This is a genomic window from Photobacterium sp. 1_MG-2023, from assembly GCF_030547945.1.
GTDB lineage: Bacteria > Pseudomonadota > Gammaproteobacteria > Enterobacterales > Vibrionaceae > Photobacterium.
The window spans coordinates 22,464-47,929 of sequence record NZ_JAUORR010000022.1 but is presented as its reverse complement, the minus strand read 5'-3'; the positions used below and the strand labels follow the sequence as shown (position 1 = coordinate 47,929).

The 25,466-nt window shown below is 44.4% G+C and carries 31 protein-coding genes; 19 read left to right on the top strand and 12 right to left on the bottom strand.

Annotation, left to right across the window (positions count from 1 at the left end):
• Positions 1–220: 220 nt before the first annotated feature.
• From Q4579_RS17180 to Q4579_RS17165, 4 genes are all read left to right on the top strand, one after another.
• Positions 221–976 carry a transporter substrate-binding domain-containing protein gene (locus Q4579_RS17180; RefSeq protein WP_303565917.1) on the top strand — a complete coding sequence of 252 codons (756 nt, stop codon included), beginning with the start codon at positions 221–223 and terminating at the stop codon, positions 974–976.
• 87 nt (positions 977–1,063) lie between these two features.
• The gene (locus Q4579_RS17175; protein WP_303565882.1) at positions 1,064–1,669 is read left to right on the top strand and encodes a beta-phosphoglucomutase family hydrolase; all 606 of its coding nucleotides are present in this window, start codon (positions 1,064–1,066) and stop codon (positions 1,667–1,669) included.
• A gap of 127 nt (positions 1,670–1,796) precedes the next feature.
• Positions 1,797–2,129 carry a hypothetical protein gene (locus Q4579_RS17170; RefSeq protein WP_211649141.1) on the top strand — a complete coding sequence of 111 codons (333 nt, stop codon included), beginning with the start codon at positions 1,797–1,799 and terminating at the stop codon, positions 2,127–2,129.
• A gap of 149 nt (positions 2,130–2,278) precedes the next feature.
• Positions 2,279–3,898, top strand: coding sequence for a peptide ABC transporter substrate-binding protein (locus Q4579_RS17165; protein ID WP_303565880.1), 1,620 nt, complete (start codon positions 2,279–2,281; stop codon positions 3,896–3,898).
• Between the two features lie 339 nt (positions 3,899–4,237).
• On the opposite strand, the gene Q4579_RS17160 is transcribed toward Q4579_RS17165, so the two are convergent.
• From Q4579_RS17160 to Q4579_RS17135, 7 genes are all read right to left on the bottom strand, one after another.
• Positions 4,238–4,474, bottom strand: coding sequence for a hypothetical protein (locus Q4579_RS17160; protein ID WP_303565878.1), 237 nt, complete (start codon positions 4,472–4,474; stop codon positions 4,238–4,240).
• 125 nt (positions 4,475–4,599) lie between these two features.
• Positions 4,600–5,418, bottom strand: coding sequence for a DUF4365 domain-containing protein (locus Q4579_RS17155; protein WP_303565876.1), 819 nt, complete (start codon positions 5,416–5,418; stop codon positions 4,600–4,602).
• Positions 5,419–5,686: 268 nt separating this feature from the next.
• Positions 5,687–6,823 carry a phage integrase Arm DNA-binding domain-containing protein gene (locus Q4579_RS17150; protein WP_303565875.1) on the bottom strand — a complete coding sequence of 379 codons (1,137 nt, stop codon included), beginning with the start codon at positions 6,821–6,823 and terminating at the stop codon, positions 5,687–5,689.
• Positions 6,798–7,040, bottom strand: a complete 243-nt coding sequence (locus tag Q4579_RS23090) for an excisionase (protein WP_368502002.1) — start codon at positions 7,038–7,040, stop codon at positions 6,798–6,800. The genes Q4579_RS17150 and Q4579_RS23090 overlap by 26 nt, the downstream gene beginning before the upstream one ends.
• Before the next feature lie 20 nt (positions 7,041–7,060).
• The gene (locus Q4579_RS17145) at positions 7,061–7,267 is read right to left on the bottom strand and encodes a hypothetical protein (protein ID WP_303565874.1); all 207 of its coding nucleotides are present in this window, start codon (positions 7,265–7,267) and stop codon (positions 7,061–7,063) included.
• 8 nt (positions 7,268–7,275) lie between these two features.
• Positions 7,276–7,470: a hypothetical protein gene (locus Q4579_RS17140; protein WP_303565873.1), complete on the bottom strand. Its 195-nt coding sequence runs from the start codon at positions 7,468–7,470 to the stop codon at positions 7,276–7,278.
• Between the two features lie 140 nt (positions 7,471–7,610).
• The gene (locus tag Q4579_RS17135) at positions 7,611–8,348 is read right to left on the bottom strand and encodes a LexA family transcriptional regulator (RefSeq protein ID WP_303565871.1); all 738 of its coding nucleotides are present in this window, start codon (positions 8,346–8,348) and stop codon (positions 7,611–7,613) included.
• Positions 8,349–8,639: 291 nt separating this feature from the next.
• On the opposite strand from Q4579_RS17135, the gene Q4579_RS17130 reads away from it, so the two are divergent.
• From Q4579_RS17130 to Q4579_RS17070, 12 genes are all read left to right on the top strand, one after another.
• The gene (locus Q4579_RS17130; RefSeq protein ID WP_303565869.1) at positions 8,640–9,092 is read left to right on the top strand and encodes a YmfL family putative regulatory protein; all 453 of its coding nucleotides are present in this window, start codon (positions 8,640–8,642) and stop codon (positions 9,090–9,092) included.
• Positions 9,092–9,343: a hypothetical protein gene (locus Q4579_RS17125; RefSeq protein ID WP_303565867.1), complete on the top strand. Its 252-nt coding sequence runs from the start codon at positions 9,092–9,094 to the stop codon at positions 9,341–9,343. The genes Q4579_RS17130 and Q4579_RS17125 overlap by 1 nt, the downstream gene beginning before the upstream one ends.
• The gene (locus Q4579_RS17120) at positions 9,321–9,467 is read left to right on the top strand and encodes a hypothetical protein (RefSeq protein ID WP_303565865.1); all 147 of its coding nucleotides are present in this window, start codon (positions 9,321–9,323) and stop codon (positions 9,465–9,467) included. The genes Q4579_RS17125 and Q4579_RS17120 overlap by 23 nt, the downstream gene beginning before the upstream one ends.
• Positions 9,467–9,997, top strand: coding sequence for a DNA methyltransferase (locus tag Q4579_RS17115; protein WP_303565863.1), 531 nt, complete (start codon positions 9,467–9,469; stop codon positions 9,995–9,997). The genes Q4579_RS17120 and Q4579_RS17115 overlap by 1 nt, the downstream gene beginning before the upstream one ends.
• Positions 9,987–10,937, top strand: coding sequence for a helix-turn-helix domain-containing protein (locus tag Q4579_RS17110; protein ID WP_303565862.1), 951 nt, complete (start codon positions 9,987–9,989; stop codon positions 10,935–10,937). Before Q4579_RS17115 ends, Q4579_RS17110 begins: the two co-directional genes overlap by 11 nt.
• Positions 10,927–11,130: a hypothetical protein gene (locus Q4579_RS17105; protein ID WP_303565860.1), complete on the top strand. Its 204-nt coding sequence runs from the start codon at positions 10,927–10,929 to the stop codon at positions 11,128–11,130. The genes Q4579_RS17110 and Q4579_RS17105 overlap by 11 nt, the downstream gene beginning before the upstream one ends.
• Positions 11,131–11,134: 4 nt before the next feature.
• Complete coding sequence (locus Q4579_RS17100; RefSeq protein ID WP_303565858.1) at positions 11,135–12,166, top strand: DUF968 domain-containing protein; 1,032 nt, start codon at positions 11,135–11,137, stop codon at positions 12,164–12,166.
• Between the two features lie 371 nt (positions 12,167–12,537).
• Positions 12,538–12,810 (top strand): hypothetical protein, encoded by a 273-nt coding sequence (locus Q4579_RS17095; protein WP_303565857.1) that lies wholly within the window; start codon positions 12,538–12,540, stop codon positions 12,808–12,810.
• 167 nt (positions 12,811–12,977) lie between these two features.
• Positions 12,978–13,559 carry a hypothetical protein gene (locus tag Q4579_RS17085; protein ID WP_303565856.1) on the top strand — a complete coding sequence of 194 codons (582 nt, stop codon included), beginning with the start codon at positions 12,978–12,980 and terminating at the stop codon, positions 13,557–13,559.
• Positions 13,560–14,085: 526 nt separating this feature from the next.
• Positions 14,086–14,961 carry a nucleotidyltransferase gene (locus Q4579_RS17080; RefSeq protein WP_303565855.1) on the top strand — a complete coding sequence of 292 codons (876 nt, stop codon included), beginning with the start codon at positions 14,086–14,088 and terminating at the stop codon, positions 14,959–14,961.
• Positions 14,961–15,623: a hypothetical protein gene (locus Q4579_RS17075; RefSeq protein ID WP_303565854.1), complete on the top strand. Its 663-nt coding sequence runs from the start codon at positions 14,961–14,963 to the stop codon at positions 15,621–15,623. The genes Q4579_RS17080 and Q4579_RS17075 overlap by 1 nt, the downstream gene beginning before the upstream one ends.
• A gap of 87 nt (positions 15,624–15,710) precedes the next feature.
• Positions 15,711–16,289 carry a DUF5677 domain-containing protein gene (locus Q4579_RS17070; protein WP_303565852.1) on the top strand — a complete coding sequence of 193 codons (579 nt, stop codon included), beginning with the start codon at positions 15,711–15,713 and terminating at the stop codon, positions 16,287–16,289.
• Positions 16,290–16,531: 242 nt separating this feature from the next.
• On the opposite strand, the gene Q4579_RS17065 is transcribed toward Q4579_RS17070, so the two are convergent.
• The gene (locus Q4579_RS17065) at positions 16,532–17,407 is read right to left on the bottom strand and encodes a hypothetical protein (protein ID WP_303565850.1); all 876 of its coding nucleotides are present in this window, start codon (positions 17,405–17,407) and stop codon (positions 16,532–16,534) included.
• A gap of 264 nt (positions 17,408–17,671) precedes the next feature.
• Positions 17,672–18,223: an SOS response-associated peptidase gene (locus Q4579_RS17060; RefSeq protein WP_303565849.1), complete on the bottom strand. Its 552-nt coding sequence runs from the start codon at positions 18,221–18,223 to the stop codon at positions 17,672–17,674.
• A gap of 104 nt (positions 18,224–18,327) precedes the next feature.
• Here Q4579_RS17060 and Q4579_RS17055 point away from each other — a divergent pair, with 104 nt between their 5' ends.
• Together Q4579_RS17055 and Q4579_RS17050 are read left to right on the top strand one after the other, a co-directional pair.
• Positions 18,328–18,735: a LexA family transcriptional regulator gene (locus Q4579_RS17055; RefSeq protein WP_303565848.1), complete on the top strand. Its 408-nt coding sequence runs from the start codon at positions 18,328–18,330 to the stop codon at positions 18,733–18,735.
• Between the two features lies 1 nt (position 18,736).
• Positions 18,737–19,996 (top strand): Y-family DNA polymerase, encoded by a 1,260-nt coding sequence (locus Q4579_RS17050; protein WP_303565847.1) that lies wholly within the window; start codon positions 18,737–18,739, stop codon positions 19,994–19,996.
• Between the two features lie 462 nt (positions 19,997–20,458).
• Here Q4579_RS17050 and Q4579_RS17045 read toward each other — a convergent pair whose 3' ends face one another.
• The 3 genes from Q4579_RS17045 to Q4579_RS17035 form a co-directional block, all read right to left on the bottom strand.
• The gene (locus Q4579_RS17045; protein ID WP_303565844.1) at positions 20,459–20,959 is read right to left on the bottom strand and encodes an SMI1/KNR4 family protein; all 501 of its coding nucleotides are present in this window, start codon (positions 20,957–20,959) and stop codon (positions 20,459–20,461) included.
• Positions 20,959–23,469 carry an S-type pyocin domain-containing protein gene (locus Q4579_RS17040; RefSeq protein WP_303565842.1) on the bottom strand — a complete coding sequence of 837 codons (2,511 nt, stop codon included), beginning with the start codon at positions 23,467–23,469 and terminating at the stop codon, positions 20,959–20,961. The genes Q4579_RS17045 and Q4579_RS17040 overlap by 1 nt, the downstream gene beginning before the upstream one ends.
• Before the next feature lie 805 nt (positions 23,470–24,274).
• Positions 24,275–24,436, bottom strand: a complete 162-nt coding sequence (locus Q4579_RS17035) for a hypothetical protein (RefSeq protein WP_211650976.1) — start codon at positions 24,434–24,436, stop codon at positions 24,275–24,277.
• Between the two features lie 344 nt (positions 24,437–24,780).
• Between Q4579_RS17035 and Q4579_RS17030 the strand changes: the two genes are divergently transcribed.
• Positions 24,781–25,452: a hypothetical protein gene (locus tag Q4579_RS17030; RefSeq protein ID WP_303565840.1), complete on the top strand. Its 672-nt coding sequence runs from the start codon at positions 24,781–24,783 to the stop codon at positions 25,450–25,452.
• Positions 25,453–25,466: the final 14 nt, after the last annotated feature.

Here is a 25,466-nt window from a genome sequence, read left to right as displayed (position 1 = left end):
TTAGGTTCTCATCCACAAGACAATGTTTGATTACTTAACCAAGTTCTGATTTTTTTCCATCAATGTCAAAACTGATACACAAATAAATACAACCCCAGCGCAAAATCTCATCCAGACACTGCTATCTTTATTCAAAAGAAAATCAAAATGCATCGTAGTATTCGGGGGTGTCCCAATGAGATTCACCTTTTTCCTGAAGCGCGTTCTTCCTATTCTTCTCATGAGCTTTGTTTTGTTGAATCAGGCACATGCGGCATCAAGCCGTTTACAGAAAGTGATCGACAGAGGGGTGCTGCGCGTAGGAACGACTGGAGATTGGGGCCCGATGACGATGCGAGATCCCGCCACAAACTTTTACAAAGGATACGATATTGATATCACCACGGAGTTAGCCAAGGATCTTGGCGTCACGGTCGAGTATGTGGCGACAGACTGGAAAGCTCTGGTCAGTGGCATCGTTACGGAAAAATATGATCTGACGGGCAGTGCTGCACTGAATATTAACCGGGCAAAGATTGTCGGCTACAGTCAGCCTTACTATTATCTGGCCTTTGTGCCGGTAACCCAGAAACAATATCAAAGCCGATTCCGGTTTTGGGCTGATTTTAACACGGCAAGCGTGACTGTTGCTTCGCGCCAGAATTCGGTCGAAGAAACCATGGTGAAGGAATTTTTTCCAAAAGCCAGGCAGCGAGTACTGGAAAGCGGAAAGCCTTATCAGGAGCTTTTATCGAACCGTGCCAACGTGATAGTGACGTCCAATATAGAAGCCGCGACACTGACCAGCCGTTTTCCGCAACTGGCGGTGCCTCATGTGCAGGGGATGCGTCGGGCGACCCCGCTCGCGATGTTAATGCCCAGAGATGATCAGGTCTGGATTAACTTTATCAATCATTGGATTGAGCTGAAGAAAACGCAGGGTTTTTTCGATCGAATTGCCGAGAAGTGGGGACTGGTTGTCATGGAGGTTGAGTAGCTCTTCATGCTGTACAGGTGAAACAGCGCTGGATTTCCGCAGTCATTGTAAGCCAATATGGCATCTGTGACTTGCTGGAGGAGAAAGATGGATTTGTCTCAATATCAAGGGTTAATTTTCGATATGGATGGGACGTTGATTGACTCAATGCCTGCCCATCTGGATGCCTGGCATGCAGCGTGTCAGACATTTCAGATTCCTTTTGAGCCGGAATGGCTCCTGAGCCTTGGTGGCTCTCCAACGATTAAAACGGCCGGGCTCATGAATGAGAAATACCGGTTGAATCATGATGTAGAAGCCGTCGCAGACACCAAATGGAAACTTTTTGAAAAACTTCCTCACAAAGGGGATGTGATCCCGGTGACTTACGGTCTGTTAATGCAATACCGGGGCGATAAGAAAATTGCAGTCGGCACGGGTTGCCGAAAGCGCAACGCACTTGAATTGCTGACCGTGACGGATATTTTGCCTTCATTAGATGTGCTCGTCACTGCAGATGATGTCCGAAACCATAAACCCCATCCAGATACTTTTTTGGAAGCAGCAAGGCAAATGGGCCTGTCTCCGCATCAATGCGTTGTTTTTGAAGATACCGCGCTGGGTCGACAGGCTGCACTTGCGGCAGGGATGGATTGTTTTCTCATCGAAGCGGGGGAAATTAAGGCGTTTACCTCCGTTTCGCAGTTAGATTAGTCAATATTAGAATTGACTAAATTTATGATTACATGTGACTTATTTTTGATTCATCAGCAATTAATTAATGCGATTTATTTATGGTCGCACTACAATCTTACTGAGGTATTTTTGAGAGGAGATGATCGTGAAAGCCTTAATTAGTCTCGCTGCAGTCTCAGCGGTCTTACTTGCAGGTTGTAGTGCCTCGGTTGACGAGAGAGCCAATGACTTTGTTGATGTCAGTTATTCGCTGTGTGCAGCAAAAGTACAGTCATTCTCTCAGGGAGATGATGGCAAGATCCGGGTCGTCTGTGACAATGACAGCTATTTCTCAGTCAAGAGTCAGCAGACGCTGACCGTGATGAATGAGCTGAATGGCGCTTACTGCCAGGGGAAAGGGTTTAGCCACTTTAATGAGCGTTCGGATTACTACACATTTACGTGCCTGAACGACAAAAACTTTAATATCCCGAAATAACTGAGTGCCCAATCGCTCTGAATGCCAGACATCACAGAATTGTGGGTCTGGCATCATTTCTCTTTACTTCCCATCCGTTCTTCCTTATTGATCTGCGATACACAATTTTTCTGCTCACAAAAAGCCTGTCGTCAAAAGGATTTTGCATTATGGATAAACGATTCGTTTCCAGCCTCAGCCTGGCATTGACTGCCGTATTGTCACCAGCGCACGCTGCCACAGTCCCTGAAGGTGTTTCATTAGCCCAAAAGCAGCAATTGGTTCGGGCAAATGGCGCTGAGCCGGGCACCATCGATCCGGGCTTCGTGGGTTCGGGCAGTCCTGGCGATGTCATCGTCAATGATCTGTTCGAAGGTTTGGTCATTGAAAACCTGCAGGGAGAGGTGAGTGCGGGACAAGCAGAATCCTGGACGGTCTCACCGGATGGAAAAACTTATACTTTCCAGCTGCGTAAAGGCTTGCAATGGTCAGATGGAAAGCCACTTACCGCGCAGGACTTTGTATTTGCCTGGCGCCGGGCAGTCGATCCGTCCACAGGCAACAATAGCGGTTTCAATTTGGTGACCGCAAACATTGAGCATGCGCAGGCCATTCTCGCAGGACAGCAATCCACTGAAAAACTGGGCGTCGCCGCACCAAACCCATATCAGCTCGTCGTCAGCCTCAGTAAACCGACGCCGTATTTTCTCAGCCTGATGAGCATCAAAACGTTTTTTCCTGTGCCAGAGCATCAGGTGAAAGCTTATGGTGATGGTTGGACACGGGCGGAGCATTTTGTCTCGAATGGTGCCTATGTGCTGAAGCAGTGGACACCGAATGAGAGCGTTGAAGTGGTCAGAAATCCACGTTACTGGGATAACGGGAATACGGTGATCAATCAGGTGACTTATCTGGCTTTGTCTTCACAAAATGCCGAAATGATGCGTTATCAGGCCGGTGAGATCCACATGACGAACCGGGTTCAGCTTGAGTATTATCAGAAACTCCTCAAAGAAAGTCCGGAACAGATTCAGTCACTACGCTTGCTGGGCTCTTATGTGTACGCCTTTAATACGAAACAGCCGCCGTTTGATAATCCTGATGTCAGACGCGCGCTGAGCATGTCGATTGATCGAAATGTGCTGGTAGAAAAAGTCACAGGGCAGGGCGAGCCTGCAGCGTTTTCCGTAGTGCCGGATATTATTCCGCACTACACCAATTTTTCGCCTGCCTTCCAGACACAGACACATCAGTCACGCATCAGTGAAGCAAAACTGTTACTGGCCAAAGCAGGATATGGCGCGTCGAATCCGCTGAAAGTGACTTTGACCTACAACACCAGTGAAAATCATAAGAAGCTGGCGCTTGCCATTGCCTCGATGTGGAAAACTTTAGGGGTTCAGGTCGCGCTGGAAAATATGGAATGGAATGCCTATCTGGCAGCCAAGGCCGCCGGAGATTATACGGTTGCACGCTCCTATGCGTTTGGGGATTACGCGGAGCCTTCTTCCGTGCTCAACAGTTTCACTTGTCACCATGTGAACAATGAAACCGGCTTTTGTGATGCCCAATTTGATACGCTGCTGAAACGTGCTTCTGATGAACAGGATGAAACGAAACGTTATCGCTTGTATCGTCAGGCCGAACAAATTCTGGATCAATCTATGCCCGTGATGCCGATATACCATTACAACCACACCCGGCTGGTGAAAAGTAATCTCAAAGGTTTCCCGAGCAATAACCCCAAGGGAAACATTTACGCGAAGGATATGTACTTCGTAGCCAAGTGATCTGAAAAGCCTGATTTTACAGGCTTTTTTCTTATCTGAAATTTCCCTCCAAAATCCCTCCAAAACTTTCCCTCCAAAATGACAGTAAGTTCTCGCGAGCGATTACCAAGTGCAAAGTATTGTGAGTTTTGGTTACAGTGTAACTTTTTATCTTTCGGTTTTTGACGTGGGTGTTATTTTGAGTAAATACGTAAAACGAAATTGGACAGAAACGTGTTAAAGCTGATGTTCTAAAACGTTTCTGTCTGATTAGTAAAAGTAGGTTGAAGCCTTGATCTCTTGTTATATACGTTGCCCTATACTTGCACTAGCTAGCTAACTAACTAACTAACTAACTAACTAACTTAAACCTTCATACGGTCTAATTGTGATAGTCAAATCTATAAGCGAATCACCACTTCCTTTAGTAAATACAAGTTTTTTACCAGGGATAATTTCCTGCTTTATAAGCCATCCACCCACAAAGGTCATTTCAACATCGATAATAGTGGGTATTCCACCAAAACTGATGACTACATCTTTACCGACTTCCGTATTTTCAATCTGTGTTTTGATTGCTTGAATTACATCTTCCATTTTTCCTCCAAGTACATAACGTCTAATTCAATGGTGCATTAACACAATTATTACAGCGAACAAATAACCTCAAATCAAGAATATCATACGTTATATGCATCCATTGCATTTCTTATTAGTTAAATTTATAACTCATCTAGCTCCAACTCGCCTATAGTGTATTCAATACCATATGGTTGTTCAGCAGCATCAGTTATTTTTACAAGGTCCTCAACTTTAATTTGAGCAAGTGCATAGCGTTTTTTAACCTCCTTGTCAAGAGGTTTTATTTCATCATGGATATCTTGATGTTTAAATACATGCTTTTCTATTTCATATATTTTGTCTCGAATTTTACGAATGTCATCAACTATCGACTCAACAAGACCAAGCTCGAAGTCATCACGAGATTTTAGTTCACACAAACAATCACATGCACAGTCATTTGACCTGCAATTAATTATGTTATCGAGTTTATCTAGTGATATTTCTATTTCTTTATACTTTTTTATATAAATATTTATTGGGTCAACTAACGATAGTTTTCTAAGAGCCGAACCACTTGATAAATCAAGGGTATCAGACGAATCGAATTTAATTGACAAACTATCGCCTATTAATTTATTCAATGCTGCATCTATATAACTTTTAGTCATTGCTTTATAGAACACATCTTGTGAATCAAGATCAACGAATACAAGAATAACAGGCTCTTTAATTGCCCCCCAATACTCAAAATGTTTCTTTTTAATCGAAACTGATCTCGCCCCATTACTAGTCGTTTTGACCTGCGCTAGCACAAACTTACCTGTAACTCTCTGCTGTTCATCAAGAACTTCAATCTGAGCATCAATTCCCAAATCTACATCTAATAATCGACAAGGCCATCTCAACTCTTGAGTTACATGGTAAGCAAAATAGTATTCACCTGCATCACCAACACGATTTTTTCTTGTATATTCCACCAAGCTTCTCCAATTTATCTAATAGTGTCTTTTCAGGAGACATTGTCTTTACAATATTTTAAGAATTTAAAGATACATAACAGTAACATACTGTTTTATCGGTCTTATTCTTCCTTGCACTCACAAATTGCTACTTATGTAAATGCTCAACTAGGCACATAATCTGTTATTAGGAAAAGTAGGTCAAGAACTGACATGGTAAAGTGGTCAGGATTCGAGTGCTGAATGATTTTGGGGCAATTCTGATTCATTGACCAGCAGTAAGAACCTATCCACCAACAACCACATACTCAGCCCCCCTGATGTCGGCATACTTATCCGTCATGCGGCGGTCACGGTGGCCCAGCAGGAGCTGAGTATCAATCCCCATCTTGCTATAGGTCCGCTCTGCTAAAGATCGGAGTTCGTGGAAGGATGGGGGGGCACCTTCCCAAGTGAGGCCAGTATTGTCCCTTACTTCAGCAAAGTGGCGTGAGAGACGGTTGGCTTTGATTGGGTCACCTGGCTGCGTTCTCTGTAAACGTTTTTTCTGATGAAGAATGAAAGGCGCTACTACATTACTTCGGCACATGGAAATGATCTCTTCAAGGCTAATGCCGAGTAGGGGATTGGTTAGGTTCAAAGGAAAGGCCAGTTTTGTTTTTCCTCTGGACTTACCTGTAGCAACGTAAAGGAAGCCATCGCGAACATCTTTGAATTTTAGGTTGCAAATGTCTTCTCGCCGTAAGCCAGTTGTTAGCGCCAACATCATTGCATGAGCGACGTATGGGGGCTTTGTGGATTTTGCTGCTGCAATAATTGGTTCCCAGTCGGACTCACGTAGACGACTGCGTTTAACTTCTGCTTTCGGGCTTCTTGTCGCTAATGCAGGGTTGTAGCCTGATTCCACTTCACCTGCATGTTGGGCTTCTTTAAAGACATCAATCCAAATAGCCCGGATAGTTTGAGCCATTCTGGGTTTATCATTCTTCTTATATTCATCGATAATTGCGGCAAGCGTCTTTGTATTCAGTTCTTTAATACCGATGGATTTACATCGCGTGAGTAGAATTTTGACAGCTTGTTTTCGGTTCTTGAGGGTGTTTAAAGCAATCTCACCCGCATCCAGGCGTTCTTGCTGGATCTCCATATATTTCTCACACCACTGTTTGGTGCTAATCCCTTTCTTGGCGACCTTGGCTGGGTTTACATCCAGAATATGCTGGTACTGCTCAACCAGCTGTTCTGAAATTCGCAGGTTCAATTCTTTAGCTACGGCCACTGCGCGGTTCTTGTCGGTGCCCAGACCGTGAAACTTGCCTGAGCGAGAATCACGGTACTGGTAATAAACCTTCCCAGAGCGCTTATCCAGTTTCTGGTAAAGGTTAGGGGTTGTGATGTTATGAGAACGTGGACGCGCAGCCATCGTTAAAAATCCTTGCGACGAGTGGATCTGTTATTGGTTCATGATTTGATTTTACGAGCCCGATAAATTTAGCATCCTCAACACACATCCACTTACCACCAAACTTTACTGGCGTTGGTGAAATTTGCTTGGTTTTCGCGTAAGTGGAAAGGGTTGCAGCGGATGGAGCAAAGCCAAAATGCTCGATTGCCCAGTCTTTCAGTGGGATATGCCTCATAGGTCACCTCTCAGTCATAGTCAGAGTAAACGGCTCGCTTCCAGCGCGAAAAGTTGGAATAACTCGGGTGAAATCTCGGTATCGGCCCGGATTTCTTTGGATACTCCCCAGCCTTGGTTTCCGTCTTTGATAAGCGTCAGGCTGATAACTTCTCTGCATAGAATGAAGCTGAAGTAAGGGGCGCTGACAGTAACAGCGCCGTGCTGAGTTTCGTAAGTCGCTGTCATCGTGTCACCTATGCCGCTTTGCGTTTCAGGTAGGCACGGGCATGGTCCAGGCACTCTTTGAAGATCTGGCCAGTTTTGGCTTTGCCAGAATGGTAATGGCGGATACCGGCTTCAACGGCCATGCCGATCTGATGGGATTTATAGCCTTCGAGCAGTAGCTTCTTGCGGATGTTATCGGCGATAAAGGTTTCGTGGTTGTTCATGTTTGTGCTCCTTACATGTCATCTGAAAGTACAATAAAAATGTACCATAAGTTCAGTTTGTGTAAAGAACTAAAAGTTCATTAATTTTCTTGAGATGAAAAAAAACCGCCGAGTGGCGGTTCATTCTTGAGAATTTGGTACTAGAAAAGTTTTAACTTCGCATCTTTTACGACACCGATAATCTTGCAGTTCCCATTGATTGGCATGATGGGGTATGAAGGATTGAGAGGCTTGAGAAACTTCTGTCCCGCATCAATGATGAGTTGTTTGAATGTGGCTTCATTTACATCTGTGAGTTTGGCCACAACGAGCTTGCCACTTTCTGGTTCGATTTCAGGGTCAACTAGGATCATCGTCCCGCTAGGAAAGCTGATACCAGCACCTGAGGTCATGGAGTCGCCTTTTACTTCCAACCAAAAGGAACGCTCGCTTACTCGTTCTGTTGTTGGCAAATACGTATCTATTTCTTCTAAAGGGTAAGGTTCTACAGCTTCAGTCCACATTCCGGCAATCACTGAGCTTATGACTGGAAATTCAGAACGGTAGTCTGTTGGTACTCCGACTACTGGGATAACGTTAGAAAGAGAAGCATCTCGGGATTCATCACCAAATTGTAGCCAATAGAGATCCACACCGAGAAATGAAGCAAGTTCAGACATTTTGTCTCGTCTTGGCATCGACTCAGCGTTTAACCACTTGCTAACGGCTTTCGGGGTGACACCTAATCGCTTAGCGATGATGACCCCTCTACCATGCTCTTCTATTCCAGCTTTACTACAGGCCTGCGCAAGCCTTGTGGAAAACTCTTCACGCATTTTTTCATTCTGAACCATTAGTTCAATCTTATAACTACTTGCATGTACTATCAGTTCCGTCATAACATGTACCAAATGTTCATTTTGTGAGGTCGAAAATGTTAAAGGAAGTTATCTCTTCAATTGGGTTTCAGGTAGTTGCTGAACAATGTGGTGTTTCAGTGCGAGCTGTTTACAAGTGGTGTGAGCGAGGTTGCCTACCTCGTACTGATTTCACCGGAGAAACTGATTACGCAGGCCAGATCGAATCCTTGTCTGCTGGAAAATACAAGAAAGCTGATTTACTCAAGCTTCCTCGATGATTAAAGCTTCGCACCCAAATCAATTAAACAAAACTACCAACCTCAGGAGGAAATGGTGAACAAGAAAGAGATGGTCACAAAGTCAATTCAGGACGTGACAGGTGGACGGGAAGCCGTTGCAGCAATGCTGGGTATGTCGGTTGATAGCTTCAATAACCATCTTTACGAAAAGAAGGGCTCCCGGTTCTTCACGGTTGATGAGCTTGCGTTGATCGCGAGCTTGGATAACACCCCGTATATTGCTGAATTCTTCGCGATGCAAACCGGGCACCTGGTGGTTGAGATGCCAAATGTTTCTGACCTGGACAATGTAGAGCTGTTTGAACTGCAGCTGAAACTAAATGGCGTGAAGGGCCTGCTGGATAAAACGATCTCTGAAGCGCTGGTGGATGGGAAGATCGACAAAGTAGAGCGTAAAGCGATCACCGAGATTAAGCGCCAGTATATGGCTGTGTTTGAGACTTCAATGAATGCATTGGATGCCGTATACGGGGAGAACGTGTAATGAATGGACAGTTTTGGGTAACCGTCGAACAGGTCGCGCAAATGACTCAATCCAGCCTTCGAGTGATGGATAAGCAGTTTCAGAGTTCGCGTGATTATGAAGCTGAGCAGCTGCGCTTGCTGATGAAGAAATGTGAACGTCAACTGGCTGTCGTTGAAGGAGAGATTGGGGTGGCTTCAAGCAGCGGCAACTGCAAGAAGCCGATAGTTTCACTGCGAGGCAAAACTGATGAAAAGAATATCACAAGGTAAGCGTCAGACCAATTTGAAGGCCCGGATTCAGGGCCACCAGTTTGTTTACTTCATGGTGGTAAAAGGGCAGCCGGTACAAATCTGTCGCCAGCTGGCCAAAGCGGTATTTGAGGGAAATGTGTGATGGCAAAAGCACGAATTGAAAAAGACTTTTATCCGACACCATCTTGGTGTGTGAAAGCGCTGCTTGAATGTATCGAATTTAGAGAAGGTGATGTGATTGCAGAGCCTTGCCGGGGAGATGGGCGGATCACAAATGAGCTGCCTGTTGGAAACATGATTAAGTGGGCAGAAATCACAGATGGCGTAGATTATCTGGATAACTCCATTGATATGTCGGCTGATGTCATCATCACGAATCCACCATTCAGCCTTGCTCTGGAATTTATTCAAACAGCCATGAATCGTGATCTAGCCGTGGATGGGACCATGTGTTTTCTGCTTCGACTGAGCTGGCTGGGCAGTAAAGGCCGTGCCGATTTCTGGCGAAAGTTTCCTTTCACGAACTTGTTGATCCTTACGCCGCGTCCTTCATTCGTTCACAAGGGTTCAGATAATTCTGAATACGCGTGGGTCTGTTGGGATAAAGGCAACCGCATTAAGCGTCCTGCATTGTGGACACTGAAGAAAGAAGAGGTAGAGCATGTCGGTTAAGGTCATGAGTTACGTGTGGGATATCCCATTGTTCAAGGGCTCTGACAAATTGGTCATGCTTTGCTTGGCTGACCATTCAGACGATGAGGGCATTTGCTGGCCCTCTATCGACACAATTGCCCGTAAGTCAGGCGTATCACCAACTACGGTGAAATCCACGCTCAAGAAACTGGAGCAGGGTGGCTGGCTGTTCAAGAAGAACCGTTTCAAGAAGGCGGACACTGGCCGTTTGGTTCGTTCAAACAATCAGTACCAGTTGCCGGTTCTGCTACTGAAAAAGACTGCGGATGAACAGACGGATTTTGAACAGACGAATTTCGTCCATTCGAAATTTGAACGTTCGAATCTCGAACAGACGAAACAGCCTGAGGGGGTAGGTCAGATTTCGACGGGGGGTAGGTCGGAATCCGGCTATAAACCATCAATAGATCCACCAATAGAAGATCCGTCATTGAATGCACCGAGCAAGCTCGATGCCGACGAACAGCAGCCAGTTTTTGAATTGATTTTGAATGACAAGTCGATGTACCCGATTCATCAGGATGACCTGACAGTGCTTTCTGAGTTGTATCCAGCTGTGGATGTTCAGCAGCAGTTCCGGAACATGATTGGCTGGCTGATTGCGAACCCTCAGCGCCGGAAGACGAAATCCGGGATCCGGAAATTCATCAATGCCTGGTTGGCACGCGAGCAGGACAAGGGCTTTGTGGCTGTATCGGCTCAACCTGCTGCCAAACCGAAACCGGATGAGCGAACTCAACTGAAAAACAATATCCGCGATTTGGAGCTTGAGATTAACAACGAAAATCAGGCGATGCTGCGTGCGATTGACTGGAACGCCACGCAGGAGGCAATTGAATCCTGTAAGCGCCGGATTGAAAACTTGACTCGTCAGCGGCAGGAACTCGTTGATCAACTGGGAGGCAAACATGGCAAGTGAAAAGGATCTTCGTTGTTTGATGGCGTCACGCCGGAAGCTATGGAGCCCTGTCGAGCTGTGTGAAGAATTGGATGTGCATGTGTGTGTGTTGGCCCGGCTGGTGGACAAGGCCCGCAAGGCTGGTGTGAATATTCAGATGACGAACAACGAACAAACAGGGCACAGCAACAAGCTGTGGCTGGCGGAGGTTTAACACAGTGCTGGTGTTACAGGCATTTCCACATCGAGAGCTGGGTTTACTGATGCTCAAGCCAGGAACCAAACTGCTGGAATCTTTCGTCGAGGAATTGGGCAGCAATCGTGTCGTCGTGATGCCATTGCCGGAAAGTTTCGTGAATGTCCCGAGCGGTAAGCTAAATCAGCCTATCCAGGCAACCAAAAGCAGTTCGCTGGTGGATGACGATCGGTTAATCGCTTTCTTCAATCATCCTGAGGTTCGTAAGCGTTTAGGGAATGGGTTTAACTTCTGGATGAATCAGATTCAACACTGCCAGCTGGGTGACGGTACTTACTGCGATAAGAACCTGACAATTACAGAATGTGCCGGCGGTGCAGTTCGGTCTTGTTGGCATCACGACAACGAAGCACGCCGTTCCCAAGGCAAGAAGAGTGAACAACTGGCAAAACGAAACGTGTTGCTTTGGGCGCTCAGTGCTGTGGCTTCGCAACTTGGCTTAGGAATCCAGCATGCTTTAACGCCCGCAGAACTTTGCTGGTGGGCCGTCAGGCATGAAGTCTACCCACACCTGCCAGATGCTTTTTTGGATGACGTTTTCAAGCGGGAAGAAGCACACAAGCGAGTTGGACTTGGGGCGAAACGCTCGACCAATGCCAGATACGCTGAACCGGTTTCTGATCTGGTCGAACGTTTGGCAAAGCCAGTGAAGAAGCTGGAGGTAGATGCCGAGCCACCAGCAATGTTCATGGCCAGACCCAAAGCGAATACCTGGAAGTCAGAAGCTTATCTAAAATTCGTCCGTTCTTTGCCTTGCTGTGTGACAGGCCGAAAGGGCAGTGATTTAGACCCCGTAGTCGCTCACCACCTCATCGGGCACGGTGAAGGCAAGATGGGGGGTAAAGCCCACGACCTGTTCACCATGCCCATGCTGGCCAGTGAGCACCAGAAGTTCCACCATGATCCTAAAGCCTGGGAACAACAGTATGGCTCGCAGCTGGAGTACGTGAAAGCGACGATCAAAAAGGCGCTGGATATGGGGGCGGTTGAATGATTTTTTGCCCCAAATTTTGTTAGACCCGCAACCCTAAAGTACTCAAATCACTTCGTATTCCCATAATTCTGTTAATGAGCGCACATCTCTGTGATTGCACTGTGTTTACAGTTCTGCATGCAGCTATGCTGGGTAGATGAGGGGCACGGAATTTTGCGAACGTGGGGGCGGTAGCGTACCTAAATGGGTTGCTGAGCTAATAGCACGTGTTCGTTAGTACTTTTGTTTATACATATCCTGTCAATACGAGTTTGCCCTACTGAAACATATCTGAAGGGGGGATTCCTCACGAATCCTAGTCTGCTTTCTATACACATTGACATGCAACTTATACCACTATTACTCCGTGTTCTAAAGGAGGAACATTTTAAATGACACATTTAAGTGATGATGAACGTACAAAGTACTACCTTGTTGATATTGAAACAGGTAGTCAATTTGACAACTTTGAAAGAGACCAAGAGGTTATTTCTCCGTTGCCACCTAAAGTTGGTGAGTACTTAAATCAGTCTGGTCTGTATTTTGAGGTTCTCACATTGCTACAACATTTTGATGCCAACTATGTTGACGTTTACGTCAGATATGTTGGAGATAGCGCAAAATTTTTAGATCATATTCAAACTAAGCTAGCCTCTAAAAGCTAGCAGTTTCGGTGGGGTGTCAGTGCCATCGATATCAGTTGTTCAAGAATGATTCGGCACGCGTGGCATTTTCACTGTGCGTTGATTAATGTGCTTAAGATTTATGCAGCATATTTGGTATTTCGTCGCTCACCTTAACTGGGCGTTGAATAAGTTGAATAGGAGGTTATATGTCATTTATACAAAGAATCTCGGAACCCAAGGATATGCTTCTTAAGCTAATCCGCGAGGGGAACAGGATTACGTTTGAAGAAGAACCTGAAAATATAACAGATCATTTCTTCAATTTTTCAGTCACTGCGCATTCAATTCGTGATTGGTGCATTAACTATCAAGGCCAACAAGCCAAAAAAAAGAAGCTAAATCAGCAGTGGGATAAGGAACTTTATTTAGCAATTGCGAAAGATATTGCCAACTCGGTTAAACATTTTGGTATTGAACTCTATCAACCTAAACTTAAAGAATCAGAAACACAAACAGCAAATATTGTTGAGTTTTGTGTTGGTGAAAACATTCCTGAAAAGTTGCAAAAAGCAGTTAATGACAAAGAATTTAGAGAATCTGAAGGTCAAGCTAGACCTAGCTACCTTGTCCGATTTGAAGATGGTACAGAGATGACTTTAACTGATTATGTTTTTAAAACGGTAACTTTTTGGGTTAGTTACTTCGATCAAAATTCAATTCCGAGAGAACAGTCAGTAGAGTCTACGCACCTATATATAAATAGACCATTTTGGCAAAAAATTACATAGCAAGCGTTTAAGGTTTCAAGATAGTTTTTCTAATCTATTGAGGTTTAGTTAGTGTTATTACACTAACTAAGTTTTGTCCAGAACTTTCGTGGGTGGCACTTCGTAACGCAGAAGTCCCCCAAAGCTTGCTAGCACTCGTTTAGTGAATCGAAAATTGACGAACTACTTGCCCTAACAGTTCTTATTTATTAACCCTGTTTTTAGCGCCTCTTCATGAGTGAGCGGAACTGGATGGGTATACATTCATATTCTAATTTAAGTAGCTTTTTGCGTTTTTAACCTCATTAGTTTGCGCATTTTTTTAATCTGAAATTATCAAAACCACTTAAAATCAATCATATACACTTACACCAAATTAGTTAATAGGTTTTGAAAACACGCATGCGCGTTTTTTCCAGATGGTGTATTTGATAGAAAGCTGATAAGTTTTTTACATACAGATAGTTAACTGTGCTCGTTTTTACTGGTCTAACGTGGTAAACGCGCATGCGCACTAAAAAATGTTAGCGTTTTAGGAGGGTAAGCAATGAGTTTGGAAGATAAGTTGTCTGGATGGACAGGCCCTTCAAGTAGCACGGAGCAAGATAAGCAAGATAGAACGGAGCGGATGATTCGCCAAGCGATAGATGCACATGAACCATTCAATGATTGTTCATTGAAAGTTTTTGCAAAGGGGTCTTACGCTAACAATACTAATGTGCGGGCAGATAGTGATGTAGACATAGCAGTGGAGTGCACGGAATGTCGATACTGGGGGGAATCTGAAAAAGGTAATCATCCGTCTTGTGGATCATATAAGGGAATATGGACCCCAGAAAAGTTAAGAGCGGAGCTTCTTTCTGCTATGAATACAAAGTTTCCGGGCCAGGTAGATTCTTCGGGATCTACCGCGATACAGATAACTTCAAACTCCGCACGCGTAGATGCCGATGTAGTTCCATGTTTTAGTTATCGCTACTACATGAACCATGGATCGAGAGATGGAACAAAAATATTCAAAACTGATGGTAGCAGCATCGTTAACTATCCAGTTCAACAAAAGGAAAATGGGACAGCAAAGAATAATCGAACCGGATATGCCTATAAGAAAGGAGCGCGCCTACTAAAGCGAGTTGAAAATGCAATGGCACAAGATGGCACATTTCGTGAGTTGCCATCATTTTTCATGGAGTGCCTAGCATATAATTGCCCAGACAATGCATTTTCTTACCCAACATGGACAGAGCGTCTACGAGCCATGCTTTTGCATATTTGGAATAACCTTCAAGGTGATGAGCCGACCTCTGGACGATGGTTAGAGGTGAGTGAGTGCGTTTTCCTGTTTCACTCAAACCAAAAATGGACTCGCGAGGATGGTCGTGAATTTGCTAAAGCGGCGTGGAACTACTTTGGGTTCAAATAATGCGTAACGTGACAATTAAAAGCTCGTTGTATCTGCTGGTCGGAACTTCAGCAGTTGCTTGGTTTTCGCTCGCTTACTTTGGCGGTCTTGATTTGTCAAAGCTAAAAGATTTCTTTGGTCTTGTACCAAAGGTTGTAACTATTGATCTTATAGTGGTTGCAGTATTTGTAAAATGGGGCTGGAAACTTAAAATATTTAGAGGGTGGCTTGTTCCGTTTCCCAATTTAAATGGAAGCTGGGTGGGTTTTATATACTCCGACTGGAAGAATCCCGAAACAGGAGAAAAGCCACCTCCCATACCCGTAATGCTCACAGTAAACCAGTCTTTCTTTCACATTCATTGCATGATGCTTACGAGTGAAATGGAAAGCTCTTCATATTCTGAGGGCTTTCTGATCGAACCGGATCGACAAATTAAAAACATAGCATATTCCTATACGAGCAAGCCCAGATTAAGTTTGAATGAGCGGAGTATTCCGCATGATGGAACAGCAGTGTTCAAGATCATTGAAAAGCCTAAGCAAAAGCTAGTAGGCAGGTATTGGACGGAGAGATTAACAAAGGGTGAAATCATCCTTCAGTATCACTCTAAAGAAATACTTGAGGAGCTTCCGGAAGAGTTGGTAGATCATCCCGTGACGGAAGATGAAAATCGACGCTAACAATCGGCTGCACGGCGATCGATTTTCCGCTGCTGCGCAGCTCCAAACCGGCGCGTGAGCCGGGCGTTAAGTTGTAAAGGAGTTCAATTGAAAAATCCCATTGGTGAAAAAGTATTAGAATTATTAGATGGCACTACTTTCCAAGGCTCAATAAGGGAAAACTTTGCATTAATGAATCACTACGTGGTGTTTGATACACAAAGGGCAATTTATGATTTGGTTGAGCTAGGTCATATCGGCTCAGCTAAAGCATTGTTAAGAGTAATTTTCGAGGCGAATGTTAAAGCTAAATGGATATATCAGTGTGCCAGTGAAAAACAACTTGAACAGCTCCAAAAAGACGCCGTTAAATCGGTAAATAAGAAAAGAAATATTCAATTCGGTGAAATTGTTGATGATGTCGAGAAAATGAATCCTCACCTGAAAGGTAAGCTAAAGCAGTTTAAAGAAGAACACTGGAAAGGGTTAAACAGTTTAACTCATTCGGGAGTTATGCAACTTAAAATGTACTCATTAGCTTTTGAACAAAGTGGATTAGAAACGGAAATTGAAACTATATTAGACTTTTCAGACCGAATGAGTATTAGTTCACTTTGTGATGTAGGGAAAATAACCAAGAATAAAGCATCAATTCAAGCAAGTATTGCCCTGATTAGTGCGCTGTAATTACAACTTAACAAACGACTCAAGAGTGACTGTCAACGCTTGGCGCTTTCAGCTCCATTGAACTTCGGTGGTTATGGTTTTTGTGTTTGAGTTTAGTGTTATGCGTTGCCAGCGCCATTAGGCGGTGTTAACTCATAGAAATTTTAATTTGAAACTGACGAGTTAGAGTTAAGGCTTTAACTCGGAAATGTCCAACCTCGTGTCAGTTCCTTGCTCCATACCAAAACCGTTTGTGTTACACATCATCCTGATTGCTTTGTAAAATCCCAACCATCCTCACCAGGTATTGTCATACCACCCTGACCATTAATTGAGAAGCCACCTAATAAGTATATGTCACTAAATAAACTAAAACCGACAAACTGAAGGTCTAATTTATCATGTGGAGTTAGATTATATAAACGTGTATCAAAATTAGTAGATTTGCAAAACTGCAAATACCCACCAATAGTTCCTGTGCCTTCTTCTCTCAAAACATTGGCTAATGCAATAAAAGGAGAACGCCACCAGTTAAGACTATAAGGTTCAAACTTTTTCTTTGTTTCTTCAATTTTGTTTTCAATATAATCTTTCTTGTCTCCCAAAATTAAATATGAACCATTTGATATATCTACTTCTTCAATTTCAATTTCCGTAGGAAATTGAGGGCTATTCGATAGTTTAATTGATGTGTATTTTTTCTCTTTTACACAATATCCAAAAATTACAAATTCACATTTTGCATTATTTGGAAAGAAGACCCCTATGCTTTGGATGTACCTTTCACCGATTTTCTTACTTAACCTTGCAACATCCATTAAGGATGGCAACTTCTCTTCAAAAGAATAATCAGGAGCATCGTAATAATGTATCTCGCTCAGATTGGACACAAAAACGCTCAATATTTCTTTTACATTTATACCGATTAAAGTGCTACCGGCGAATCCAAATCCAAATTTAAATAAATGTTTTCGGTTTGATTTTAAGTAATAAGTGGACTCGAATGTATTAGCTGTAATAGAGAATAATTTGGGGCAATTATCGGTCATAACACTATTACCGCTAGAAACTCTTGAGTCACTAACAGCCCAAATTCCATCAGTTTCTTCCTGATTTCTCCAACATATTATTGATGTCATTGTACCACCTTAAGAAGTTAACATTGTATTCAAAAATCTGAGGGCGTATATCTTACTATGCTACCAGATACTTACAGGTAAAGATTGCAAAGTCCGTCGCAAAATTCGGTACGTTAAGTGCCCATTACGTTAAATGTGTCAGAAAAGGCTCATTTTTACCCCTTCTATTCCTGTCCACTTCCCCTTTAGCGAGACAATTCAAAACTAGAGGTTTCCAGTTATGAATTACAAGTTCAGCGGATGTGTAAAATCGAGTGTGATTAACTACATATTAATTATTTTTAGATTTTCGATTTCCGAATTTGAATCATTCCCGTTATCTAACCACGCATCACACCCGTTGATGTCAGCAATCACCGGCATCCTGTGGTGATAAGGTAGGCAAACCTCATTTGCTGCAGTAGTGAGCGTCACCAATTGAGGTGTCTCTGCTTCAAACCATATCCCAGCCATGTATAGAGGTTTACCATAAGGGTGGCTGAACAGATACCTCTGTTTCTTGCTGTCACCTTCATCCCGCCATTCATACCAGCCAGAACAGGGTACGATGCATCGGTGTGTTTGCATGGCATTTCGCCAGGTAGGTTTCTGCATGGCAGACTCTTCCTGAGCATTGATCAGTAACTTCTTCGACCAACTGGGCTGAATCCCCCAAACCATGTCGAGTTGCTGCAAGCCATCTGGCCCTTTGACGACTGTGGACACTTTTTGTGTGGGGCGCAGGTCGGTATTTTCTTCGGCTTCAAACCGGATCCGCAACTCATCAGAAACCTGATTGTTCAGCATGTTAGCGAGAATATTCAGCCTGCCACACATGGTAAAACCTCCATTCGTCCTTTCTAATATAAAACCCGATCCGTATTGACCAAGCAGCAATCCGTGACCAAAATAATACTGTGTATTTAAACAGTATATCCAGTATGAATGTTATCCCATTAATCGCGAGTGCCGGCATCACCGGCTTTGAAAGTCCGGCTGCGGAATATCACCAGCTTCCTTTGAGCTTAGATGAATTGCTGGTGGAGCATCCCAGCGCCACCTTTATTGGTCGGGCTTATGGCAGGAGTATGGAAAATGTTGGTATCTACGATGGTGATATCCTCATCGTTGATCGCCATGTTCAGGTACAGAACATGGATGTCGTGGTGGCGAACTTGAACGGTGAATTTGTATGTAAGCTGCTGGACATGAAGCAACGGCGGTTACTCTCTGCCGCGCCGGGGTTTCATCCGGTATGGATTTCTTCTGTGGATCAGTTCTCGGTGGAAGGGGTAGTGGTGCGTTCGATTCGTTGCCATCGGCCCAGCCGCTTACTGATGGAGGGTTAATATGTTTGCGCTGGTGGATGCCAACTCATTCTATTGCTCAGCAGAGCAGGTATTCCGGCCAGACTGGCGCGGTAAACCTATGGTGGTACTGAGCAACAATGACGGCTGTGTTGTTGCAGCGAACCGGCAGGCGAAGGAAGCGGGTGTCGAGAAGTTTCGCGCTTACTTCGAAATGCGGGCCATGTGCGAGGCACGGGGGGTAATCGCCTGCTCGTCTAACTATGAGCTGTATGGCGATTTGTCGGCCAAGATGATGGAAGTGATTGGTCGTTTCTCGCCGGATCAGCATGTTTACTCTATTGATGAGTCTTTTCTGTCGTTTGAACGTTGTCACCACGCGATTCCTGATCTGCTCGAACATGCCAAGGACATACGGAGAACTGTCTGGAAAGAATGCCGATTGCCTGTATGCGTCGGTATCGGTCCAACGCTGACGTTATCAAAGGTGGCGAACCATGCAGCAAAAAAGGTTCGTGGATACCAGGGCGTCTGTGTGATTGATGAGGTGAAGCAACGAGAATCGATCCTGTCGCAGATGAAAACATCTGATGTCTGGGGCATCGGTTCCCGGATAGCGAAACGTCTTCAGTTTATGGGCATTGTTACAGCACTGCAGCTTTCCAGAATGAAACCGGGGATTGCCCGGAATGAATTCAACGTTGAAATTGAAAGAACAGTCAGGGAGCTGAACGGGGAGCGATGTAAATTCTGGGACGAAGCGCGAGCTGACAAAAAGCAGATTTTCTCAACACGGAGTGTGGGTGAACGAATCACGGATCCAGTGTCTTTAGGGCAGGCACTGTGTAAGCATGCCGATATTGCCGCGAGTAAACTCAGGAGGCAAGGATCGCTGGTACAGGTCATGATGGTGTTTGCGTCTAACTCTCCCTATGACGAAAAGCCCGTCGGGTTTAAGCAGGTTCACCGCTTTGCTTACCCGACAGACGATACAACACTCATCACGAAGGCCGTCTCAGGTTTAGTTGATTCGCTGTTTGCTGAAGGTGTTCGCTATTACAAGCTGGGGGTTGGATTCATTGCGATGACCAGTGCCAAGCATGCCCAGGGCGATTTGTTCAATGAGTCACCGTCTAATCCCGCCTTGATGAAGGTCTTCGACAGTATCAATCAGAAATACGGTAGCCATTCTATGTTCCTGGCCGCTCAGGGTATCGAGCAAAAGTGGGCAATGAGGCGGGAACTGCTGTCCCCGCAATACACGACTCGCTGGGGGGATTTGCCTAAGGTGAGGTGTGGGTGAGGTGCTTCTCTGCTGAGAGTGAGCTAAAGTTTTATTGCTGCAAATTTTCGTCTTGGGAACACAGTGCATTGCAATAGCATTGCAATAGCATTGCTGGTATTGCTATTAGGCGTGATAAATATGAGAACTGATAGTCAATAAAATCGAGTAAGAAAAAGGTACCATTCTCCATAATGCTGTAGTGCTGAGCACCTATCAGTAGAAGGTTTACTAGTAGAAAAGCAATGATCCAAAAAATACTATACATTTTATAGTATATAAATACGGAAAATTTCTTGGCAATGAGATAACAAAAAATAGTTCCTGAAAGGTAAAGTGATACCTCAATTATCAGTTGAATCATAAACGCTTTCTGAACCAATCATTCTTATATTTTATTCTCGATAAGCCTTGGGCGACTTAATTAAATAGCCCAAGACTAAGTTTTTGTTTATAAATCAACCAGTGTTGGTTTCTATCACCTTAACTTCTCGTGAAGACTTCTGTCAGGAGATCGAGAAATGCTTCCATGTTATCTGCAATATGTTCCATAGGATAGCTGAACTCACCTTTCTCATCACATTCATGGAACCACAGTGCAACACGAGGGTTATCTTTTGCAGTTCCATTGTAATCTAGTACGATAATATCCCCAGAGGTGGTATCAGCAATTGGTACTAAGAGTGGATTATTAAATCTGTTTTTTAAAAAATGCCACTTATCAAAAATACCATTTGACTCATGCGCAATGATGGTTTCGTCATCGCTTAAGTTGTAAAATAACCTAATTGGGTATTCGTTGGTTTGAGTTTTAAAGTAGCGTTGAACTGGTTCTCCACCATTACTTTTTTTCAACAATTCTATTAGGGCAAGGGGAAAGCGTTTTCCTCCGATAAACTCATCAAAAAACTCATCGGCTTCTTCCAGATGCTCCTCCGTGATTGGCTCAAAAGATGTACCTTGTTTAAATTGCATCGTTTTCATTATGATCTTCCTCCTGTACACCATATTTTGAATCCACCTGAATGTTGATAGAGAAGATGTATTCCAAATGGTAGTAATTGCATACGGCCTGGCTCTTGGTGATGGTGCCAGGTCCAACTGTTTTTTCGGCTTCCGTCTTCATTGAAGAAGATACTTAAATCTTGTCCTTGATTATTTAATTCTGTTTTAAGTTTGGAATCAAGGTAGACTTCCTGTTGAGGGACGGTTTTACTCCAGTACTCTTCAGGTAATGCTAAGTCGCTAGCAGAATACTCATCAAAGTTTACTTCTCCCGTCTCATTATTGACTTCTAGCTGAGGCAACATTCCAATACGAATAGAGAACTCACGAATGTATTCTTTTTCAGTCTTCGTAATTTTGCTCACTTTAGCATCGTTTTGTATCTTAGCCCACTTATACATTTCTCGGTCATTAGACTCCACAGCAGCCACATAAGCTTCAACCTTACGCTGTTGTTCATCATTCAAATCTGCCAGGCTCTGACCATGCTGATAATTGTGATACTTACTGATTCGCTTCAGCATCACCAGAATGGGGGGCAGCGGGGAGGAATCCGGTGTCCAGAGAATAAAGATTTCTGGCGTATGGATTGGCGTGGTGTAGCGCCCGGATGATACAGGCTCTGCTTCTGGTGTTGTCCAGATTCCATCATCGATCGGATCGGGCAAGGGCGAAGTAAAGCGGTCGCCTAAATCAATGGTCTGAATCGGGTTGGCCATCCGGCCTGATTCTCTGTCTTCCTCTGGGGCCAGGCTCTCATGCCAGGTGGGTGGCAGATTAAAGGAAACCGTGCCACTCAGGCGAACAAGCGGAATGAAGATTAACTCAAGATTTTCATGCCCGGCCGCAACCTGAATACGATTGGTGGTCCCATCGGATGCGATGACGTTCCGGGTCCCATCCCAAAGGATTTCATCCGGAAGCAATTGCAATACACCCTCTTCTCTGGCAAGTGCATGATCTTTCCATTTCAGGGTGAAGCCACTGATGTCGGCAAAATAGCCTTGTCTTTCTTCTTGCAGAATTTCAGTGGGGACTTTGTGTTCACTGGTTTTGGGAAGGCTGCCGGTGACATCTGTAAAGTAAGCGGTTTGGATCGCCTCTCCATCACACTCAATTTCAATGTGTTGCTCGTAGTGCGTATTGAGGTTGTAGGTAAAATCTGGCCGGATCCCTTCAGATTCATAGATTTCCTGTTCAGCGCTTTTATGCAGTTTCCCCTGAAAAAGCAGTTGGTTGTGCCAAAGCTTTGAGTATTGGTCCTCCATGTCTTGAGGTGCGATTTGGAGTGAGCCTTTCGGGGTGAAACTTGCGGCGATAACGAACGATCCAATCCAGGCTAGCCCCTCAGCAATGTAGGGCAGAAAGTTGACATAAGCTGTCTGGGGCAAGGTGTCTAAAGAAAGAGGGGCTGGCTGATTAACTGCCAGTGAGACGGCCTCATGGTTGCCGACTGCATATAAAGGAATACTGAGCTGTTGCTCGTCGGCTGTTCGATCCCGTGGCATCAGCAGATACAGCGGCTCAATCGCACTTTTTTCGGGGAAGGCGATCACCACTTCCAGCAGCTCGTTATCGCTGAAGAGCTCGCTGGCGATCTCATCAGAGTCAAGCGGCCGGACTTCAATGTCTTCAACCCTGACTCTGGACACGGGTTTGACCGGGTGCTTGAGTGGGCTCAGATTTCGATCATCAGCGCACCATGTTAACTCAAGGCCGCCGGGGAGTGAGACTTTGTAATCTGACATGCCAATTTTCTCAGCATGCAGAACCGGCAAGGGCGCCGTGTATCGTTCGTTATGCTCGCCGGTATGGAAGCCGGTGATCATTTCTTCATCTTCAGCTGTCTTGACAACACGTAAACGCAGATGCGACTGAATACTGGATAGCTGGGCTAACTCGGTTTGTGAAGCAAGTTTGTCGCCAGTACTCCGCGTTGGCGAGAATACAATCATCCATTCCGGCGTGACGGATTGCCCATTTCTTGTCAGGCGCCAATGACCGCGGTTTTCCAGGCTCGCTTTTAAATGATCACTACACCCGGCAAGCATGGACTGATTCTGAGTGTTGATGGTTGAGAAGCCTTGTTTTCGGTTCTGTGATTCCCCGGACTTAAAAACAGCGATGCCACCAAATTTTGTTAAGGGTTCGTGGCTGATGCCATCCGCCTGTCGATTCATCGAGGTAGTGAACACTTTAGGTTCGCGTCCACGGAAGGTTGTCCGTGCAGGCAGCCGCGCAGGATTTCTTTTCTGTTGCTGCTTTGGCTGTTTTTGCAAAGGTGGTTTTGTTTTTGTGATGGGAGGTGTGATTGCATTGAGTTGGACTTCTCCTTCATAGGCCATTGAGCCTTTTGGGAAAAAACTATGTTGGGTGGCTTCAGCAACCCTCGTATCTTCAATGGCACGTTGCTCAGCAGTGAGTGAAGTCAACACGGTGTCTTCATGAGCCATGGAGGTCGGCGGAAAGATTGATTTGTTGTTTGCCATTCAGTCAAAAACTACGTGATCTAGGTGATCGAATTTTACCTCAAAACCTCCCTTGCTTTCTGAGCGTATTGATAGTCAAAGTGATGTTTTTACTAGTGAAATTGAAACCAAGCGTGAGGGGGGGAGTTGGGATTCTCAGTAGTGTGGCTGCTTATTAAGCACCTTTGTCTACTTCCCCTTTAGCGAGACAATTTTAAATCCTGATTGTTCGAATAAGACAATATTGGATGTCTAGATCAAAAGTACTGATGAGAAAGGATGTATTTTTTAATATTTTATTCTGTGGTACTGTTTTTATATACAGATATTAGTGGGAGTTCTTAGAGATGGGTTTAGCAACAAACATCGAAAAGTGGGATATGTTAGCCGAGATCGGTATGGCGACTGAAGGTATCCGTTCTTCTTATAATCGGGACGATTTTTAACGAATGATATCTAATAGAAAATTGTTAGTGCAAGGTGAGCTGCATCAGTTCAGTATATCTCACATTGATTGATGTACTGAAGCGTGCGGGTGGCTTAAATTTTTAAAGTAGGCTTTTGTCTTGGGAAGATTGTGCACTGCAATATGATTGCAGGGATCGCTAGTAGTTGTGTAACAGGTGTAAATTGATAATCAATGAAGTCTAGTAAGAAAAAATGACCAGTGTCCATGATACTGTAATGCTGTGATACCAGCAGAAGGCCATTTGTCAAAACGAAGGCATACAACCAGAAATTACTATGCATTCTTTTTGAAACAAATGATGCAAATTTCTTGGTTAGAATGTAACAGGCCAAAGTGCCAATCAGATATAGCAATACTTCAATTATCAACTGAGTCATACATGCCTTTCATTGTGATGCCGTCTGCAGCAATTTCCGTAGTTAAAGCGCCAGAACCCATGGTTTTCATTCCTTTGGCGTAGTCATCGGCTAATGCTCTGAAGAGCTTAAACTGTTTGGCGCCTTCAACGATATGATCCATAGATTTCAACTCATTAACGAGTCCATAAACCGATAAAGCTAAGTCTACCCCCCATAAGCAAGATCCCTAGCAGTATCTCCATATCCAAGCAAGTTTCCTTGCTTCTCACCAGTGATAGAAATAAAAGCTGTGCTAGCCATGTGTTTACCTCAAGAAAAAAGAACGCTTTAGAGTGGCATAGCGCTGGTCATTAGGGTTACTGTCAAATTGACACTTTTTCTATGCATTTTTACTAAGCTGCTGATTTTGTGATGCTTACTCCGAAAATCAACAAGGTCGACCACTGTTGTTATATACAGTTATTGGTGTGATAATTTGCGTGTGTCAACATTCGGGAGATCATTATGGGCCTAGCAACAAACATCGAAAAATGGGACATGTCAACTGCGATCGGAATGGCGACTGAAGGTGTCCGTTCTTCTTATAATCAAGGCGCTGGTGGCGGGGGCTTTGGTGCTGCTGACAGAGAAATCGCTTCCCGGATTGATGGGGCAAAGGTGCTGGCTGCGATTGACCGTATGGGAAAGCAGGCCATTCACCTGGCTGACTGGAGTATGTTCGCTTACGCCTCACCTTACTGGAATGGCGAACAAAACCGAGAGCGGTTCTTTAACCATGTGCTCCATGATTGGGTCATGTCCTGGGCATGCAAAGGTGTCTACATTCAGGAGAGGACATTCAATCGGGTGAAAGCTATGCTGCCTGTGATTGCTGGTGGGCTGGCATTAGAGCAGACCACCAGCGCAGATATTTCCGAATGGACGGTTGTTGGCCAAAAGCTCAAACAGGAACTTCAGTATCAACCAACAGCATCAAAGGCCTTACTGATTCGTGCGCTGGTGGAGCAGGACTGTCGGGATAAAGGCGAAGACTCAGAAGCGTTTCAGAAGAAAAGACAGCGCTATTACCAGAATCATTGGTCTGACTGGTCCCAACATGTTGAAACCATTCGTTCCCAGCTCATTCAATACGATCGCCTTGCTCGCAAAATGTTTAAAGTGACTATTGAAAATTAAAACGGTGCATATTA